Origin of the sequence: Streptococcus sp. HMSC076H09, from assembly GCF_001811765.1 — a bacterium.
Taxonomy (GTDB): Bacteria; Bacillota; Bacilli; order Lactobacillales; family Streptococcaceae; genus Streptococcus; species Streptococcus agalactiae.
Map to the genome: position 1 here is coordinate 21,181 of NZ_KV806593.1, position 18,616 is coordinate 39,796.

An 18,616-nucleotide genomic window follows, 5' to 3' on the forward strand; every position below is an offset into this window, starting at 1 on the left:
AGATGACCTCCAAGATTTGTAACATTTGATACCATATAGTATAATCAAGTGAACCTATAATATCAATACCTTTGGAGGTTTTATGCACAAATGACTGAAAGTGTGACAGTTAATAAAAAGAGAATAAAACAAATCACTCAAACACAAGAGGATATCTTAACAGCTTTTGGCCAACTTTTGGAAGAGTATCCCTATGAGAAAATTCAGATCAGCCAAATTGCCAAGAAATCTGGCTATGCTAGAAGGACCCTTTACCGACACTTTGACAGTCGAGATGACCTACTTACCCTTTTCATCGAAAGACTAACATTAAATCTCTTTAAGCAACTTGGTCAATTGGAACAAGCTACTTTTAGCCAAGTTTTCCAGAATTTTTTTAGTTATTGGTCTGATTATAAATCCCTTCTTCTCATTCTTAGAAAGAATGACCTACTCCCTCAATTTCAACAATCCTGGTTCCGACATATTGATTTGATAGAGTTAGGTCGTGGTGATTTATCTTCCAATACCTATGCTCAGCGATTTGCGATTGGTGGTATTTTCAGTGTTCTAATTGAGTGGATTCATCAAGACTGCCAAACAAGTATCGAAGAATTAACTCAAGTTTCCTTCGATATTATCAATCATTTAAAAAATAAAAAAGAGCTTTGCAGTAGTCTCAACAGCTACTGCAAAGCTCTTTTTGTCATAAACTCTCAAATTATAACTCAGATAAAATAGTATCCCATGATTCATCAAGACCTGTGCGGTCAACAGATGAAAAGACGATGAAATGGTCCTTTTTATCAAAGTTTAATTTCTTCTTAATAGACGACTCATGTTTATTCCACTTGCCACGAGGTATTTTATCTGCCTTTGTCGCTACAATAATTACTGGAATTTCATAGTACTTAAGAAATTCATACATTTGAATATCGTCCGCACTTGGATCATGACGAAAATCAACTAAACTAACAACAACACGAAGGTTATCACGTGTTACAAGGTACTCTTCAATCATCTTGCCCCACTTAGCACGCTCAGTTTTAGACACCTTAGCGTAGCCATATCCAGGGACATCGACAAAACGCAGTTTGTCATCAATGTTATAAAAGTTGAGTAGTTGTGTCTTACCTGGCTTACTCGACGTACGCGCTAGGTTTTTACGACCAAGAAGCGTGTTGATAAAGCTTGATTTACCAACATTTGAACGACCAGCGAGAGCAACTTCTGGGAGATCATCCTGAGGATAATGTGACTTGTTAGCTGCACTCAATAAAATAGACGCATTATGAGTATTTAAAAATTCTTCTGCCATCTCTATCTCCCTAAGCCGTCTCTAAAACAGGCTTGTCAGTACCCTCAACAGCAGCCTTTGTGATACGAACTTTTGTTACATCTTCTTGGCTTGGAATTTCAAACATGATATCAAGCATCGTTTCTTCAATAATAGAACGTAAACCACGTGCACCAGTCTTGCGCTCGATAGCCTTATCAGCGATAGCCAATAGAGCATCCTGATCAAATTCCAATTCTACACCATCATAAGATAATAAGGTTTGGTATTGTTTAACCAAAGCATTGCGTGGTTCTGTCAGAATACGAACCAGATCTTCTGCAGTAAGAAGTTCTAACGCTGCAACTACTGGTAAACGGCCAATAAACTCTGGAATCAGTCCAAACTTTTGAATATCCTCAGAAATTATCTCTTGCATATAAGAAGCGTTGTCATCAATTTTGCGGCTTGTCTGTCCAAAACCAATAATTTTTTCGCCTAAACGTTGCTTCACAAGGTCTTCAATACCATCAAAAGCACCACCGACAATAAAAAGGATGTTCTTGGTATTAATTTGAATCATTTCTTGGTTAGGATGTTTACGCCCACCCTGTGGGGGAACACTTGCTACCGTACCCTCAATAATTTTAAGAAGGGCTTGCTGTACACCTTCACCAGATACATCACGTGTGATAGAAACATTTTCGCCTTTCTTAGCAATTTTATCTATTTCATCAACGTAGATAATACCACGCTCAGCACGTTCGACATTATAATCAGCAGCTTGAATCAATTTAAGAAGAATATTCTCAACATCTTCTCCAACGTATCCTGCTTCGGTCAATGAAGTCGCATCTGCAATAGCAAACGGTACATTAAGGCTTTTAGCTAGTGTTTGTGCTAAGAAGGTTTTTCCTGAGCCAGTTGGACCAATCATCAAAATGTTGGATTTTTGCAAATCTACATCATCGTCACTACTCTCGGTATAACTAACACGCTTGTAATGATTGTAGACAGCAACTGCTAAAGCACGTTTAGCACGATCTTGCCCTACAACATATTGATTTAATATTTCTAATAGTTCCTTAGGTTTTGGTACTTCTGCTAAATCAGCAAGTACTTCCTCAGCTAATTCTTCCTTAATAATTTCTTGTGATAAGGCCACACATTCATTACAAATGAAAACACCATTACCTGCAATAATTTTTTTTACTTCATCTTGGCTTTTGCCACAAAATGAACAATAGACATTCATATCGTTATTACGATTCCCAGCCATTTTTTCCTCAACTTTTCTATTCATTTAATTTAAAATAAGGTTCCATAAAAGGCATGGATTGTGTTGACAAGGTTAGTGAAAGCATTCATCAAAAAAACCGTTCCTAATCCATATCTTTTTTTCTTTATAGCAGGAATTGCACATAAAACACAAATCACAGCTAAAAATGCGGTAAAGACCCCAAAAAGGCTACGTTGCATTGAATAGTATTCCTTCCTTATTTTTCAAAATATGTCACAGTAAAAGCATGAGCATTCTGCTCATCCTTTTCAAAATAATCTCTAGAGATAACTTTAAACTCAGATAGATTAACATCAGGAAAATAGGTATCACCTTTAAATTTTCCATGAACTTTAGTTTTTATGATTGCTTCACAATAAGGCAGAAATGCTTTATAAATACTTGCACCACCTACAATAAATAAGGTCTTATTATGTTCCTGAAACCATTTTATAACTTGTTCAACACTATTTAGGACTGTCACTCCATCTGCTTGGAATTGTTCATCTTTTGTTAAGATGATTGTCTCTCTACCAGGTAAAACACGACGGTTCATTCCATCAAAGGTCTTTCGTCCCATAAGCAAAGCCTGCCCCATGGTCGTTTCTTTGAAGTGATGTAACTCTTTAGGAAGCCTCCATGGTAAACCGCCATTAACTCCAATCAAATGGTCTTCATCTTCAGCCCAAATGGCAATTATTTGCTTTGTCATGACTTTTTTCCTCACTAACTTATCTCTAGATATTCTAACAAATTTTACCTCAAATTGCTTGTTAAAAAACATGAGATAGTTAGATTGCTAAATCAAAACGTAATTGAGGTTTAATTGGGTCATAATCAACTAACGCAAAATCATCTGGTTTAATATCAAAAAAGTCTGTTCCATCTGGAACATTCAATACTAGTTTGGGGTTACACTCAGACGGTTGGCGTTTTAAGAGTTCCTGAGCTTGTTCAAACTGGTTATCATAAATATGAAGATTATTGATAAAATAGAAAAACTTCCCAACTCTCCAACCAAAATGCTTTGCAATCATCATCTGAAGTGCTACATACTGCATAGCATTAATATGATGTGCAACTAACATGTCATTAGAACGTTGTGTTAATGTGGCATCCAAATAAAGCTCACCATTAACGCGTCTCACATCAAACATCGTTTGAAAAGCACAAGGTAGTAGGCCTTCTGTTTCTTCAAATGCTTCATAGTCCCATAATGAAATAACATTACGACGATTCCAAGGGTTATCTTCAAGCTGTTTTAAGAGTTTTGATATAATATTATGTTTTTTAACAACTGCACCGTAGCGCTGACCTATCGTGCCAGTATGGCCAACTTCCCAATCATTCCAGTATGTCACACCATATTTATCATTCAAAACTACTAAATCATTTGTCTGATCTTGATAAATCCAGAAAATTTCTTTAATAGCAGATTTTATTGGAATTGGACGTAGAGTTGTAATAGGAAATTCACCCTTTGATAAATCATACTCTGCAAAGGCACCTGTAATATACTTAGAATTAGCCATTTCCCCATTTTTATATCTAGGTCTGGCTTGCTCGCTAAATACACCTTCAGACATAATTTTCGTGATATTGTCTTTAAATAATAAATCGGCTTTTGTCATGAGATACCTCCAAAGTCTTATTTTATCAGATTTTTAAAAGATATTCTAGTGAGAAACAAGACTTTGAAGGTTAAAGCTTTTTTTCATATTTTTAGCTTCTTTATGGTAAAATGGAATTTAGCAAAAATGACTTTTATTCAGAAAGGTTTACCAATGAAAATAGGAATTGATAAGATTGGTTTTGCAACCAGTCAATATGTCCTTGAAATGACTGATTTGGCTATTGCTCGCCAAGTTGACCCTGAAAAATTCAGCAAGGGATTATTGTTAGATTCACTTAGTATTACGCCAGTTACAGAAGATATCGTTACACTTGCAGCCTCTGCAGCTAATGATATTTTATCTGATGAGGACAAAGAAACTATTGATATGGTGATTGTCGCTACAGAATCAAGTATCGATCAGAGTAAGGCGGCTTCTGTCTATGTACATCAACTTTTAGAGATTCAACCTTTCGCAAGGTCATTCGAGATGAAAGAAGCATGCTATAGCGCAACTGCTGCTCTTGATTACGCTAAATTACATGTAGAAAAACATCCAGATTCTAAAGTATTAGTGATAGCTTCAGATATTGCTAAATATGGCATTAAATCTACTGGAGAATCCACTCAAGGTGCAGGCAGTATCGCTATGCTTATTAGTCAAAACCCATCCATTCTAGAGCTAAAAGAGGACCGTCTAGCGCAAACCCGTGATATTATGGACTTTTGGCGACCAAATTATTCTGATGTTCCTTATGTTAATGGCATGTTTTCAACAAAACAATATCTAGATATGCTAAAAACTACTTGGAAAGAATATCAAAAACGTTTTAATACTAGTCTAAGTGACTATGCTGCTTTTTGTTTCCATATTCCTTTTCCAAAATTAGCTTTAAAGGGCTTTAATAAAATTCTAGATAATAACTTAGATGAACAAAAGAAAGCTGAACTACAAGAAAATTTTGAGCACTCTATTACCTATAGTAAGAAAATTGGAAATTGCTATACTGGCTCATTGTATCTAGGACTTCTATCGTTACTAGAAAATAGTCAAAATTTAAAAGCAGGTGATCAAATTGCCTTCTTTTCATACGGTAGCGGAGCTGTTGCTGAAATTTTTACCGGTCAGTTAGTAGACGGCTACCAAAATAAACTTCAGAGCGATCGTATGGATCAACTCAATAAACGTCAAAAAATTACAGTAACTGAGTATGAGAAACTCTTCTTTGAAAAAACAATCCTAGACGAAAATGGAAATGCTAACTTCAACACCTACCGGACTGGCACTTTTTCTCTAGACTCTATTTGCGAACATCAACGTATCTACAAGAAAATTAATAATTAATATGACAAAAATTTCCTGGACAGGATTTTCAAAAAAATCCCCTGAAGAACGTATTCATTACCTTGAAGAACAAGATTTTTTAGCTGATTCTTCCCTAGAAATAGTGACGAATCAGGACTTACTCTCTTTATCACTAGCCAATCAAATGGCTGAAAATGTCATCGGTCGAATAGCCTTACCATTTTCACTTGTCCCAGATGTTTTGGTTAACGGTAAAGTCTATCAAGTCCCATATGTCACTGAAGAACCGTCAGTTGTTGCTGCTGCAAGTTTTGCTGCTAAAATTATAAAACGATCTGGTGGTTTTCTGACAACTGTCCATAATCGTAAAATGATTGGACAAGTAGCCATTTATGATGTACAAGATAGTCAACACACTAAAGAATCTATATTAAATCAAAAACAGCAATTATTAGAAATAGCCAACGCTGCTCATCCATCAATAGTCAAGCGTGGAGGCGGTGCTTGCGACCTAACTATTGAGATTAAAGAAGACTTTTTGATTGTTTACCTTATGGTTGATACAAAAGAAGCCATGGGTGCTAATATGGTTAACACCATGATGGAAGCATTATCTTCGCCATTAGAAGACATTTCAAAAGGCAAAAGCTTAATGTCAATTTTATCTAACTATGCTACCGAATCTTTAGTGACTGCTACATGCCGAGTTGATTTAAGATTTCTAAGTCGCCAAAAAGAGGAGGCCATCAAGTTAGCTCAAAAAATGACGATGGCAAGTCAATTAGCTCAAGTAGACCCTTATCGTGCTAGCACACATAATAAAGGTATTTTTAATGGCATTGATGCTATCGTCTTAGCTACTGGAAATGATTGGCGAGCTATTGAAGCTGGAGCGCATACCTATGCTGTCAAAGATGGACAATATCGAGGATTATCTAAATGGTCTTATAAGGTTGATGATAATTTTCTAGAAGGTACTCTGACGCTACCGATGCCTGTTGCAACAAAAGGTGGATCCATCGGTATTAACCCTAGTGTCCAACTAGCTCACGATCTACTAGGTCGTCCTAATGCTAAAGAGTTGGCAAGTATTGTTCTTTCGATTGGACTAGCTCAAAATTTTGCGGCTCTTAAGGCATTGGTTAGCACAGGAATTCAAGCTGGTCACATGAAACTTCAAGCAAAGTCGTTGGCACTACTTGCTGGAGCTAAAGAAGAACAAATTTCAGAAGTCGTTAAACAGCTTCTAGACTCTAAACACATGAATCTAGAGACAGCACAGAAAATTGTCAATAAACTTACTAAAAGTAAAAAAAGAATTTGAGAAAAATCATCTCAAATTCTTTTTTTACTTGACTTGAATTTCCATAAGTGTATAATCTAGTTATAAAAACTAGATTATATGGAGTTTTAAAATGAATAAAAATCAATACCCAAAATGGGAAGAATTACCTGAACTAGATCTGTATCTTGACCAAGTACTTCTCTATGTGAATCAATTAATTAATCCTAAAACAATAACTAACGATAAACTACTCACCGCTTCTATGATCAACAATTATGTCAAACATAATTATATATCCAAACCTATTAAAAAAAAATACAATCGCCGTCAAGTAGCACGATTGATTGTTATTACAGCTTTTAAACAAGTTTTTGCTATTCAAGAAATCAGTCAAACATTAGAAATTCTGACAGCTGACAATCATTCTGAGGAAGCATATAACGGATTTGCTGCTTGTATGAACAAAGAAGAGGTTCACGATTTACCACCAGTTGTCATTAGTGCCTGTCAGACGTTGAACCTTTATCAAGAAACACAAAAATTAGTTTTAGAACTAGGAGGAAAAAATAAAAATGCTTAAAGAAATGTCTATCAAATTAAGTCCTCAACTTTCCTTTGGCGAAGAGCTTGCAAATAGTATCACTCACGCTGTAGGAGCTTTGCTTATGCTAATCCTATTACCAATCACCGCTGTCTATAGTCACAACCACTTCGGATTACAAGCAGCACTTGGTACCTCAATATTTGTCACTTCATTATTTTTGATGTTTTTATCATCAAGTATTTACCACTCCATGACTTATAGCAGTCTCCAAAAATATGTTCTACGCATGATTGATCACTCTATGATTTATATTGCTATTGCAGGTAGTTATACTCCTGTCGCATTGTCACTTATTGGCGGCTGGTTAGGATATCTCATCATTTTTTTACAATGGGGGATTACATTATTTGGTATCCTTTATAAAATCTTCGCTCCCAAAATCAATGATAAATTTAGCCTTGTACTTTACCTCATTATGGGATGGCTGGTTATCTTTATTTTCCCTGCTATTATCACAAAAACTGGACCAGCTTTTTGGGGATTACTCTTGGCTGGTGGTATTTGCTATACTATCGGTGCACTCTTTTATGCTCGCAAACGTCCTTATGATCACATGATTTGGCACCTTTTCATTCTATTAGCTTCTATTTTACAATACATTGGAATTGTCTACTTCATGCTATAAAATTTAACTACATTTTATTGATTATTTTTTTGCTAAAACATGATATAATAATAATCATCTAAATCTTAGAGAGAAGGCGTGGACATATGAAAAGTGCTTATATCTTTTTTAATCCAAAATCTGGTAAAGATGAACAAGCATTGGCACAAGAAGTAAAATCTTATTTAATAGAACATGATTTTCAAGACGATTATGTTCGTATCATTACACCTTCATCTGTTGAGGAAGCTGTCGCCTTAGCAAAAAAAGCATCAGAAGACCATATCGACTTGGTTATTCCTTTAGGGGGAGATGGCACTATTAATAAAATCTGTGGTGGTGTCTACGCTGGTGGTGCTTATCCTACTATCGGACTAGTACCTGCCGGGACCGTCAATAACTTTTCAAAAGCTTTGAACATCCCACAAGAGAGGAATCTCGCTCTTGAAAATCTTCTAAACGGTCATGTAAAGTCCGTAGATATCTGTAAAGTTAACGACGATTACATGATTAGCAGTTTAACACTTGGGCTCCTTGCTGATATTGCTGCTAATGTCACTTCTGAAATGAAGCGTAAATTAGGACCTTTTGCTTTCGTAGGTGATGCCTACCGTATATTAAAGCGTAATCGATCATATTCTATTACTCTTGCTTACGATAATAATGTACGGTCTTTACGCACGCGGTTACTACTTATTACCATGACCAATTCGATTGCCGGTATGCCAGCCTTCTCTCCAGAAGCAACAATTGATGATGGACTTTTTAGAGTCTACACTATGGAACATATTCACTTCTTCAAATTATTGTTGCATCTAAGACAATTTCGTAAGGGAGATTTTAGTCAAGCAAAGGAGATAAAACATTTTCATACCAATAATCTGACTATTTCAACTTTTAAACGTAAAAAATCAGCTATCCCTAAAGTTCGTATTGATGGCGATCCAGGTGACCAATTGCCTGTAAAAGTTGAAGTCATCCCTAAAGCCTTAAAGTTTATCATTCCTAACTCATTACCATAATATAAAAGGACCTAGACATAAGTATTAGAGTAAATACTATCTGTCTAGGTTCTTTTTTGTTATACTTAAAGCAATAAATATCATTGAAAGGAAGTATACGATGACAACATTTACTGCTAAATTTATTGACCAAGAGTGGGAAGTCCCAGTAGAATCAGGTCGCTACCATATGATTGTTGGGGAATTTTGTCCTTATGCACAACGTCCGCAGATTGCACGCCAACTGCTTGGTTTGGATAAACATATTTCTATCAGTTTTGTGGATGATGTTCCAAGTGATATAGGACTTATTTTTAGCCAACCAGAACAGGTTACTGGTGCTAAGTCGCTTCGTGATATTTATCATTTGACTGACCCGACCTACAAAGGTCCTTATACTATCCCAATTTTAATTGACAAGACTGATAATCGTATTGTCTGTAAGGAATCTGCAGATATGCTTCGACTTTTTACTACAGATTTCTCTGATTTGCATCAAGAGGATGCTCCTGTCCTTTTCAGCCAAGAAACTGCTTCACTTATTGATAATGATATTAAAGACATTAATAATAACTTCCAAAGCTTAATGTATAAGTTAGCTTTTCTTGATAAACAAACAGATTATGATACTTATAGTAAGGAATTCTTCACTTTTCTAGATCAAAAAGAACACTTACTAGGACAACGTCCTTTCTTGCTCGGAGATAATCTAAGTGAGGTTGATATTCATTTCTTTACACCATTAGTCCGCTGGGATATTGCTGGGCGTGATCTTCTACTACTTAATCAGAAAGCGCTAGAAGACTACCCAAATATTTTTTCTTGGGCTAAAACTTTATACAATGACTTTAATTTAAAAACATTAACCAATCCACAATCCATAAAAAATAACTATTACTTAGGCAAATTTGGAAGAGCTGTTCGTCATCATACCATCGTACCAACAGGTCCAAATATGGTAAAATGGGAAAAATAAAGCTAAAAAGCTAAGGCAATTCACAGCCTTAGCTTTTTAGCTATACTAGTCCAAAGTGGACCAATCAAATTCAATAAAAGTCTTGAAGAGATCTCCATAAGTACCACTATAAGCAATATTTTTATCTTTATAAGTCATTTTCGTAATAGGATAATTATCAGGAACAGTAACACATCCCATTAAAACTCGAATAAAATCATTTGGATTTTCAAAAACTTGGCATCGCTCAGTGTCGTAAGCATCTTCATAATACAGTTTAATCATCTTATTACCTCTGACGTTTTACAAGGAAACTTTGACAGGAAGCTATATCTACTTCACAAAAATAATATCATTTAGCATTGGCTTCCTTCAATTGACCATACAATATATAATTGACTTGTCGTAAATCAGTTATTTTTTTACAATTCAGTGCACACATTATCATTCTTAAATCTTCTTTCCAAGAATTGAGAATTGCAATAACATCATCTACAGGATAACGCTCAACTAATTCTAAAACTGCTCTAGAAAGTCCAACAGCTTTAGCACCCAACACTAAACATTTTACCATATCTAAAGGATGACGAATGCCACCAGATGCTAGGATATCCATTTTGTCCATCATAGATTGAGCGTTTATTAAAGATTGAGCTGTTGTTTGCCCCCAGGTATTGAGATACGAACGGTCGCGTCCACGTTGATTTTCGATGTAAGCAAAACTAGTCCCCCCACGCCCCGAAATATCTACAGTTGTGATACCTATATCGTAAGCATCCTTTATTGATTGTAAATCCATCCCAAAACCAACCTCTTTTAAGATAAGTGGGCATTGGATATTGTCGACGTATTCTTTTAAGTGAGAACGCCACATGTGAAATTCACGCTCTCCTTCAGGCATCAAAAGTTCTTGCATCACATTAACATGAACTTGTAAAAAAATGGGGTTCATAGCCTTAACGGTTGACTCTGCTGCTGGTAAAGGCTTGTCTAACCCTATATTTGTCGCCAGTTTTAAATCAGGATACAAGTCTGTTGTTGGGTAGGAATCATCTTCATCGTTTTTGAGAGCTGCCGAATATGAACCTGTCGCCATAACAATCCCTGTAGCTTGAGCAACCTGTGCCAATTTATGATTGACTGCTTTCCCTTTTTCACTACCTCCTGTCATAGCATTGATATAAAAAGGAAATTCAAAGCTTTGACCAGCAAAATGTGTTGATAAATCGATATCGTTGACATTATATTTTGGTAAGGATGAATGTATTAACTCAATATCGTCAAAACTATTATAAGGCGACTGATATTTAAGAGCATATTTTATGTGATCATCTTTTCGATTTGTCATGACAATGTCTCCTTACTAAGTAGTTCAATACCAGCACTCTCCCAACGCTTGATTAGAGTTTGATTATCATTTTTATTAAAGGATATGGCTATACCACAATCGCCTCCTCCAGATCCTGAAGATTTTGTGACTATATCTAGGCCTTTGCTTGCCTCTTTAAGCTTTTGAAGTTTATCGGTGTAAATAGATGGATGAAGATTAAATAATAACAAGCTAATTTCTTCTAAACATCTCTTAATCGCTTCTTTATCTCCTTCTTTAAAGGCTGAAAGTAACTGGACAACTTGATAATTTGTATCATCTAAAAAACGCTGCGTAATAGTTGATTTAACTATATTTATCATTTCTTTTGAAATGGACGGTTGCATTGTCCATCCCACTAAAAAATCCATCTCCAATGAAGCTTGTATTTTGGTAATACGATAACCCCATTCAGCTTCCAATACTTGTTCCAAGGGTTTTGTTTCAATCATTTTTGAAACAGCCCTACGATCAAAAGCTGAATAAGAAATTAAATGCTCATAAGCAATACAAGCAATATCTCCCATTGAGCCATTATCACCTCTTTTTAAGAGAACGTAGGCAGATAATTTAAAAAGCAAGTCGCTTGGCATCTCTATCTCATAAAGCGCAGCCATAGCTTTAATAGTCAAAACGACAACACTTCCGCTAGAGCCTATACCAAATTTAAGTCCATAGCGCTCTAATTTTCCCGTAATTTCGAGGTGAATCGGTTTTATGTTTTTGCCAAAATTAATCAACCATTCTTCCATAAGCAATATCGTTTCCTGAATGAGACTATATTGCTTATCAGGCTGCAAGCTTGCCGTATAGTTAAACATATCAGAATAAAGGCTGTAGTTATCTGCAAAAGTAGCTAATGCAGTCATATAAATAGGAATGTTCTTTAAAATAGCTACTTGTCCAGGATACAGTATCGCGTATTCACCTGCAATATATAATTTGCCACCTGTTTGCACCTTAACCATCTGCTAATTCCTTTGTCGTTGAAACAATAATACGATAATCTTTCTCCAAGATAGCAGCTAATGCCTCAAGGTCTTGACGTAAGCAAAGTACTTTAACATTTGGACCCGCATCCATCGTATAATAACATTCATGACCTTTTTCGCGAAGTTTCTTCACAACATCCATAGCTTTATATGTCTCTTCTGTCAAATATGAAAAGGCTGGAGTTGCTGTTTTAGTTGTTGAGTGCATTGCAAGTGCATTACGCTCTGTCAGTTGACCTACCTTTTGAAAATCATTATTTTTTAGGTATACTAACATATCTTGATAGTCTTGTTCAGATTGCCTTACCCATTCATTAAAAGTCGTTGAGGTTTCGGTGCAGATTTTCATACCTTCACGGCTTGAAATCGGCTTTCTTTTGTCATTTAAGACCAGCATAATCATAGCTAAATCTAAATCAGTGTGAACTTTATAGATATCACCACTATCTTTATCCCAAGCAGCAACAGGTCCAAAAAAAGAGCGTGAAGAAGAGCCTGAAGCAAACTTGGCTTCTTGAGCTAACTGTGATTGGCTAAGGTTAGTACCAAAAAAATCATTGCAAGCCTTTACTAAGGCTGATAAACCACTTGATGACGATGATAAGCCTGCAGCTGTTGGCATATTATTAGTTGTTTCAATCTTTACAAAGCCGGACTTATTTTGTCGAAAGCGATCCAAGATAGCTGACATTTTGTCATGTTCATGATCATTTTGAAGAACACCAGAGATGTAAAATTCATCTTTCTTAGCATCCTTCCCAAGGGTAGTCAAACGTGTTTCAGTGTACATGTTTTCAAGTGTTAGAGAAATACTACTGGTAGCTGGAATCATTTTTTCAGCATCTGCTTTTCCCCAATATTTGATAATAGCAATGTTAGCATAAGACTTAACACTTATACTTTTTCCGTCCATGTGTTGACAGCTCCTTCTCTTTCTAATTGCTGACTTAAGCGCTCAGCTTCTCTTTTTTCTTTTACAAGTGCGATAATACAACCACCTAATCCGCCGCCACTCATTTTAGCGCCTAGAGCACCACAACTAATAGCTACCTCTACCAGATGATCAGCTTCTAAACTTGAGACACCCAATTGTTTTAAACTTTGATGCGCTTTAGTCATCAAGCTACCAAGTTGTTTGGAATCACTTTTATGAATAGCATCCTCTGATGCCTCTGCTAAATAACCTAATTCTTTTAAAAAGGGTAGTACTGCCTCGCCAGATGATTTCACCTTATCCACTGCTTCTTTAGTATGCCCATGAATTCCTGTATCAGCAATAACTAAATAAGCATTCAAATGCATGGGTACTGTTGAAAAACCAATATTGCGGATAAATTTAATAGTATTTTCACTAAGACAAGTTTTTGCATCTAATCCACTCGGATTTGAATGTGCTATCATTTCTGCTCGATTAACAAGGCATTCTAACAAATCTGCCTCCAAATCTTCATCAAAATAATCAAAAACTGCACGAATAGCTGCAATAGCAACTGCAGCTGATGATCCCATACCACGTCTTTCTGGGACTTGTGACTCAATATGATATGCAATTTTAGAAGAAGTTTTACCTAAATAGTCCAAGGCAGCAAAAATGGCTGTCGACAAAGGATCAGTCATATCTAATGCTATTAATTGAGGAGCCTCTTCAATAAGGCAAGTTACTTCAATATTTTTTAAAGGAATAGCAATGGCTGGATAACCATATACTACTGAGTGCTCACCCATCAAGATAATCTTGCTATGAGCCTTTCCTATACCAAACTTTTCTTTCATCTTTTTCTCTTTACAATTCTATTACCTTACTATTTTAATATAAATCCTTAAAAAAAGCGACTTTAACGTGATAATAACATAAATTAAAGGAACTACAATTGCAGTCCCTTTAATCTTAAATGTAAATGACAAAGGTAATGGTATCATGTTTATAATTCACATCGATACTTCCTTTAAATAGATGCACCAAACTAGTTACGATAGAAAGACCAATACCATATCCCGATTTTTTGTTATTATGTGACTCATCCTCTCGATAAAATCGTTCAAAAAACTTGCTATAGTCTATGTCTTTACCATTCTTATAAGTATTTGAAACTTCAAGCTTAGCTCGTCTCAAACGACTTGAACGTGATAACTTAACTGTCACAGTCCCCATCGGATCACAATACTTATTAGCATTATCAACCAATAATGTAACCAATTCAAATAATGATTTTTCTTCAGCTTTGACATGAATACCTGGTTGGATACTCATTATAAAATCTTTACCATCTTTAATGATTGGACCTTTAAAATCTTCTGCAGCATCTTTTGTAATATGTGAAAAGTCTAAGTCAACCATACTTATATCAGGCTGTTCTTCAAAGCGGGCAAGACTGACCATGCCATTAATTAGACCCGTTAAACGTTGGATTTGATCATTTGTAGATTTAGTCCACTCTGATTCACCACTCATCATTTCCACCAATTCATTATTAGCGGAGATGATAGCAAGTGGAGTTTTTAGTTCATGTCCTGCATTGGTAATAAAACGCCTTTGCTTTTCATAGTTAGCAACAAATGGTAAGATAACTCTCCCTGATAAAACTGAAACAATTACCATGAAGACGATAAAACTTGCCAAGGACATCCATATTGAAAGTTGCAATAATCTTTGATTATCAAGATATTGGTTGGTTGTATCTAAAAATACCACTAAATAATCATTTTTACCAACCTTTTTTAGTAGATAAGAATAAGTACTAAAATTATAGGTAATATGACCTGAATCACTATTTTGTGATACGATACGCTTGGCATAATTTTTTATTTGCCTATCGCTTACTTCAAAGATATTTCTAGAATCAAAACTAGTCACGTTACCTTTTGCATCTGTTCGCGCACTGAAATAACGGAATTGGAAAATAGCGTCCGTTGATAGGTCATCACCTAATTCTTTACTAAATTCAAGTTTATTCGGTATACGTCCATTGTTGTCTGCAAGGATAGTTAACACACGATAAATTTCATTCTTCGTTTGATAGTGATTAGCAGAGTTGAGGACACCGACTACTGAAAATAAAACAACAAGAATAGCTAGCGCAGCTATTCCGATAAAACGAAGTCGTAAATTTCTAAACATTAGCCACCATTTATTTCACTTAATTTATAGCTACTACCTTCTTGACCAATAATCTCCAAGTTAGCACTAATTGCCTGCAATTTTTGTCTCAAATAAGAAACATAGATAAAGACGTATCCCTCATCTACATCTTCTTGGTCCTTATCTGCTCCCCAGACATGTTCGAAAAGTTGTTGTGTAGATAATTCTTTATCATGGTTCAACATGAAAAATGCTAACATTTTAGCTTCTTTACCCGCTAGACGAATAGTGTTTTCACATTGCAACTCTTGTTCACCGACTGATAAGGTTACTCTTCCCAATGACAATACATTAGGTGTGAAATCTTCCAATCTTCGGGACATAGAGCGAAGCCTTGCTAATAATTCTTTTAGAGAGAAGGGTTTTGTTAAATAATCATCTGCACCAGCATCTAGACCTGTTACTCTATCATCAATTTCTGCCATGGCTGTTAGCATAATAATGTGAGATTTATTTCCTGATTGTCTAATTTCTTTGACAGCCTCAACACCTGTTTTAACAGGCATCATGACATCCATAACCATGACATCATATGCATTTTGATTAGCTAAATCAATAGCAGTCTGACCATCGTAGGCGACATCAACAACATAACCTTGGTGACTAATTGCCGTACTAAGGACACGTGACATCTGTTCTTCATCTTCTGCAATTAATACTCTCATTTTATTCCTTCTTTGTTCCACTCTCTATCAATTGACGAATCGTTTGCATCGTTAAATCAACAGATGCCATTTCATCAGCACAACGTTTTAATTCTCTTACAATTCGTTCGGGATTTTCAATATCATGCTTGTATTTCATCTGATGTTCTAAACTAGCCCAAGAATCTTGCGCAATTGTACGTAACTGAATCTCAATGTAATATTTACCTTCTGAATTACCCAAACAGTCTGGATAGGGAGTATCAATTTCTAAAATCACATGGTAAGAGCGATACCCATTTGGCTTAACATGCTGGATATAGTCTTTTTCAACTACAATACGACAATCATCAAATGACTTAATACGTTCTACAATTTGATAAATATCGTTAACAAAACCACAAATAATACGGACTCCAATACTATCTCTAATAGCTTTTAGTGCAGAATCTACTGTTACAGGTAACTGTTTACGACGACATTTCTCTATCATACTATCTGATGTCTTAATACGACCAATGATATGTTCGTACAATTTATAGCCTGTTTCAACCTTAGCTTTATCATTTTCTAATTGTATACGCTGGCTGAAATCTTCTAAAATTAATGGTAGATATCGACCATAATCTCCATAAATATTTGTTTCCATAAGAAACCTTCCTATTCTCTCTTAAGCTCCATTATATCATAGAAACTTAAGGCAAACTAAAAAGGAATGAGAATTTTTTCTTCCCATTTCCTTCTAAAATGTTCATGTTAAGCTGATTCGAATTGAGAATTATACAGATCAGCATAAAAACCACTTTGAGACATCAAAACATCATGACTGCCTTGCTCAATGATATTCCCATCTTTCATGACCAAAATCAAATCTGCGTTTTTAATCGTTGATAAACGATGTGCGATAACAAATGATGTTCTTCCTTCCATAAGTTTGTCCATAGCTTTTTGAATTAACTCTTCTGTACGTGTATCAACAGATGAAGTTGCTTCATCTAAGATAAGTAAGGGAGAATTTTTCAAAAGAGCTCGAGCAATGGTTAATAATTGCTTTTGTCCAACTGACAATGTCACAGCGTCATCAAGGACAATATCATACCCTTTAGGTAGTGTCATTATAAAATGATGTACACCGACTGCCTTAGCAGCTTCTTGAACCTCATCGTCACTGATTGTCGTCTGATTAAAAATCAAATTTTCTTTAATAGTTCCCTCAAACAACCATATATCTTGAAGAACCATCGAGAAAGCATCATGAACTTGACTACGTTTCATGTCTTGGATATTGATGTCATCTATGGAAATACTACCTGAATTAACATCATAAAAACGCATCAATAAATTAACAATTGTCGTTTTACCTGCGCCAGTTGGTCCTACAATAGCAACTTTCTGACCAGGCTGTGCCTCCGAAGTAAAGTCATGAATAATAGTCTTGTTATCACTATAACCAAACTTGACATGTTCAAAGGACACATACCCCTTAAACTTAGGAAGATTTAACACTTTGTGCTTATCCTCTTGCATATTTGTTTCATTTAAAAATTCAAAAACACGTCCCATGGCTGCACTAGCAGACTGTAATTGTGTAATTCCTTGAGCAATCTGACCAATAGGCTGTGTAAAAATACGAACATAGGTCATAAAAGCAACAATTGTACCCATAGTAATTGTTCCTTTGATAGCTAACATGGCACCAACCACACACACCATCACATAACCAAAATTACCAATAAACTGCATCAGAGGCATCATAATTCCAGAGAAAAATTGTGATTTCCACATGGAACTGTGAAGTTTATCATTTAATAGTTGAAAATCTGACTTAGCCTGCTGTCTTGCGTTATGACTAGTAACAATGTTATGTCCTGAGTAAATTTCTTCTACATATCCAGATATATTAGCCAAATTCATCTGTTGCTTTTTAAATAAAGGCTGACTCTTCACCATAATGATTGAAGAAAGAGCGAATCCTGAAAATACCGATATAATCGCCGTTGTTGCTAAATGCCAATCTGTTTTGAACATCATAATTAATGAACCAATCAATAATACTGTAGATGCAACCATAGTAACTAAACTTTGGTTAAAAGACTGTGTCATCAAATCCACATCATTTGTAACACGAGATAAAGTATCACCTTGAGTATGGCTATCAAAATAACTCAAAGGTATTTTATTGATTTTATCAGCAATAGCATTGCGCATGCCTTGAGCAAATTTTTGAATAATAGTCGTTACAATAAAACTTGCTAGATAGGATACTAATGCACCTAAAACATATAATACTGCCAATTGCCCTGCAATATGACCGATTTTGGCTAAGTCAATATTACCAGCCAAGCCTTTTACCATAAGATCCGTCATCTCTTTAAGACGGTCTGGTCCTATAACTGTTGTCAAGCTTGATAAAGTTGCTAACACAATTGCTAACGCAAAAAGAAGTTTGTAACCTTTGAGGTACGGAGACAAATTAGAGAAAAAAGACGTTTTTTGTGATTTAGTTTTCATTTTCCAATTCCTCCTTAGACAATTGAGAATAAGCTATCTCTTGATACACTTCATTATTTG

20 protein-coding genes are annotated in these 18,616 nt (G+C 35.5%); 7 read left to right on the top strand and 13 right to left on the bottom strand.

Annotation, left to right across the window (positions count from 1 at the left end):
• Positions 1–90: 90 nt before the first annotated feature.
• Positions 91–720, top strand: coding sequence for a TetR/AcrR family transcriptional regulator (locus tag HMPREF2818_RS01800; RefSeq protein ID WP_000140673.1), 630 nt, complete (start codon positions 91–93; stop codon positions 718–720).
• On the opposite strand, the gene yihA is transcribed toward HMPREF2818_RS01800, so the two are convergent.
• The 4 genes from yihA to HMPREF2818_RS01825 form a co-directional block, all read right to left on the bottom strand.
• Positions 701–1,297: a ribosome biogenesis GTP-binding protein YihA/YsxC gene (gene yihA, locus HMPREF2818_RS01805; protein WP_000796925.1), complete on the bottom strand. Its 597-nt coding sequence runs from the start codon at positions 1,295–1,297 to the stop codon at positions 701–703. The two genes, HMPREF2818_RS01800 and yihA, sit on opposite strands and share 20 nt — an antisense overlap.
• 10 nt (positions 1,298–1,307) lie before the next feature.
• A complete protein-coding gene (gene clpX, locus HMPREF2818_RS01810) occupies positions 1,308–2,534 on the bottom strand; it encodes an ATP-dependent Clp protease ATP-binding subunit ClpX (protein ID WP_000918412.1) in 1,227 nt (408 codons plus the stop codon).
• A gap of 217 nt (positions 2,535–2,751) precedes the next feature.
• Positions 2,752–3,246: a dihydrofolate reductase gene (locus tag HMPREF2818_RS01820; RefSeq protein WP_000166043.1), complete on the bottom strand. Its 495-nt coding sequence runs from the start codon at positions 3,244–3,246 to the stop codon at positions 2,752–2,754.
• Positions 3,247–3,325: 79 nt separating this feature from the next.
• Positions 3,326–4,165, bottom strand: a complete 840-nt coding sequence (locus tag HMPREF2818_RS01825) for a thymidylate synthase (protein WP_000158597.1) — start codon at positions 4,163–4,165, stop codon at positions 3,326–3,328.
• Between the two features lie 153 nt (positions 4,166–4,318).
• Between HMPREF2818_RS01825 and HMPREF2818_RS01830 the strand changes: the two genes are divergently transcribed.
• The 6 genes from HMPREF2818_RS01830 (at position 4,319) to HMPREF2818_RS01855 (ending at position 9,922) form a co-directional block, all read left to right on the top strand.
• Positions 4,319–5,491: a hydroxymethylglutaryl-CoA synthase gene (locus tag HMPREF2818_RS01830; protein ID WP_001873466.1), complete on the top strand. Its 1,173-nt coding sequence runs from the start codon at positions 4,319–4,321 to the stop codon at positions 5,489–5,491.
• Between the two features lies 1 nt (position 5,492).
• Positions 5,493–6,776, top strand: coding sequence for a hydroxymethylglutaryl-CoA reductase, degradative (locus HMPREF2818_RS01835; protein WP_000161684.1), 1,284 nt, complete (start codon positions 5,493–5,495; stop codon positions 6,774–6,776).
• 91 nt (positions 6,777–6,867) lie between these two features.
• Entirely contained in the window at positions 6,868–7,317 is a 450-nt protein-coding gene (locus HMPREF2818_RS01840) for a DUF1836 domain-containing protein (RefSeq protein WP_001039193.1), read from the top strand.
• Positions 7,310–7,966 (top strand): PAQR family membrane homeostasis protein TrhA, encoded by a 657-nt coding sequence (locus tag HMPREF2818_RS01845; RefSeq protein ID WP_000910679.1) that lies wholly within the window; start codon positions 7,310–7,312, stop codon positions 7,964–7,966. The genes HMPREF2818_RS01840 and HMPREF2818_RS01845 overlap by 8 nt, the downstream gene beginning before the upstream one ends.
• Before the next feature lie 86 nt (positions 7,967–8,052).
• Positions 8,053–8,967: a diacylglycerol/lipid kinase family protein gene (locus HMPREF2818_RS01850; RefSeq protein WP_000833762.1), complete on the top strand. Its 915-nt coding sequence runs from the start codon at positions 8,053–8,055 to the stop codon at positions 8,965–8,967.
• Positions 8,968–9,067: 100 nt separating this feature from the next.
• Positions 9,068–9,922 (top strand): glutathione S-transferase C-terminal domain-containing protein, encoded by an 855-nt coding sequence (locus HMPREF2818_RS01855; RefSeq protein ID WP_000206685.1) that lies wholly within the window; start codon positions 9,068–9,070, stop codon positions 9,920–9,922.
• A gap of 45 nt (positions 9,923–9,967) precedes the next feature.
• On the opposite strand, the gene HMPREF2818_RS01860 is transcribed toward HMPREF2818_RS01855, so the two are convergent.
• From HMPREF2818_RS01860 to HMPREF2818_RS01900, 9 genes are all read right to left on the bottom strand, one after another.
• Entirely contained in the window at positions 9,968–10,186 is a 219-nt protein-coding gene (locus tag HMPREF2818_RS01860) for a DUF4649 family protein (protein ID WP_000594205.1), read from the bottom strand.
• 67 nt (positions 10,187–10,253) lie between these two features.
• Positions 10,254–11,249 (bottom strand): type 2 isopentenyl-diphosphate Delta-isomerase, encoded by a 996-nt coding sequence (gene fni, locus HMPREF2818_RS01865; protein ID WP_000184894.1) that lies wholly within the window; start codon positions 11,247–11,249, stop codon positions 10,254–10,256.
• A complete protein-coding gene (locus HMPREF2818_RS01870) occupies positions 11,246–12,238 on the bottom strand; it encodes a phosphomevalonate kinase (protein WP_000241520.1) in 993 nt (330 codons plus the stop codon). The genes fni and HMPREF2818_RS01870 overlap by 4 nt, the downstream gene beginning before the upstream one ends.
• Positions 12,231–13,175, bottom strand: a complete 945-nt coding sequence (gene mvaD, locus HMPREF2818_RS01875) for a diphosphomevalonate decarboxylase (protein ID WP_000348826.1) — start codon at positions 13,173–13,175, stop codon at positions 12,231–12,233. The genes HMPREF2818_RS01870 and mvaD overlap by 8 nt, the downstream gene beginning before the upstream one ends.
• Positions 13,157–14,035 carry a mevalonate kinase gene (gene mvk / locus HMPREF2818_RS01880; RefSeq protein ID WP_000659719.1) on the bottom strand — a complete coding sequence of 293 codons (879 nt, stop codon included), beginning with the start codon at positions 14,033–14,035 and terminating at the stop codon, positions 13,157–13,159. The genes mvaD and mvk overlap by 19 nt, the downstream gene beginning before the upstream one ends.
• A gap of 115 nt (positions 14,036–14,150) precedes the next feature.
• Positions 14,151–15,380: a sensor histidine kinase gene (locus HMPREF2818_RS01885; protein WP_000489520.1), complete on the bottom strand. Its 1,230-nt coding sequence runs from the start codon at positions 15,378–15,380 to the stop codon at positions 14,151–14,153.
• Positions 15,380–16,066, bottom strand: coding sequence for a response regulator transcription factor (locus HMPREF2818_RS01890; RefSeq protein WP_001264422.1), 687 nt, complete (start codon positions 16,064–16,066; stop codon positions 15,380–15,382). Before HMPREF2818_RS01890 ends, HMPREF2818_RS01885 begins: the two co-directional genes overlap by 1 nt.
• 1 nt (position 16,067) lies before the next feature.
• Positions 16,068–16,694 carry a GTP pyrophosphokinase gene (locus HMPREF2818_RS01895; protein WP_000449636.1) on the bottom strand — a complete coding sequence of 209 codons (627 nt, stop codon included), beginning with the start codon at positions 16,692–16,694 and terminating at the stop codon, positions 16,068–16,070.
• Positions 16,695–16,801: 107 nt separating this feature from the next.
• The gene (locus HMPREF2818_RS01900; protein ID WP_000851083.1) at positions 16,802–18,556 is read right to left on the bottom strand and encodes an ABC transporter ATP-binding protein; all 1,755 of its coding nucleotides are present in this window, start codon (positions 18,554–18,556) and stop codon (positions 16,802–16,804) included.
• Between the last annotated feature and the right edge of the window lie 60 nt (positions 18,557–18,616).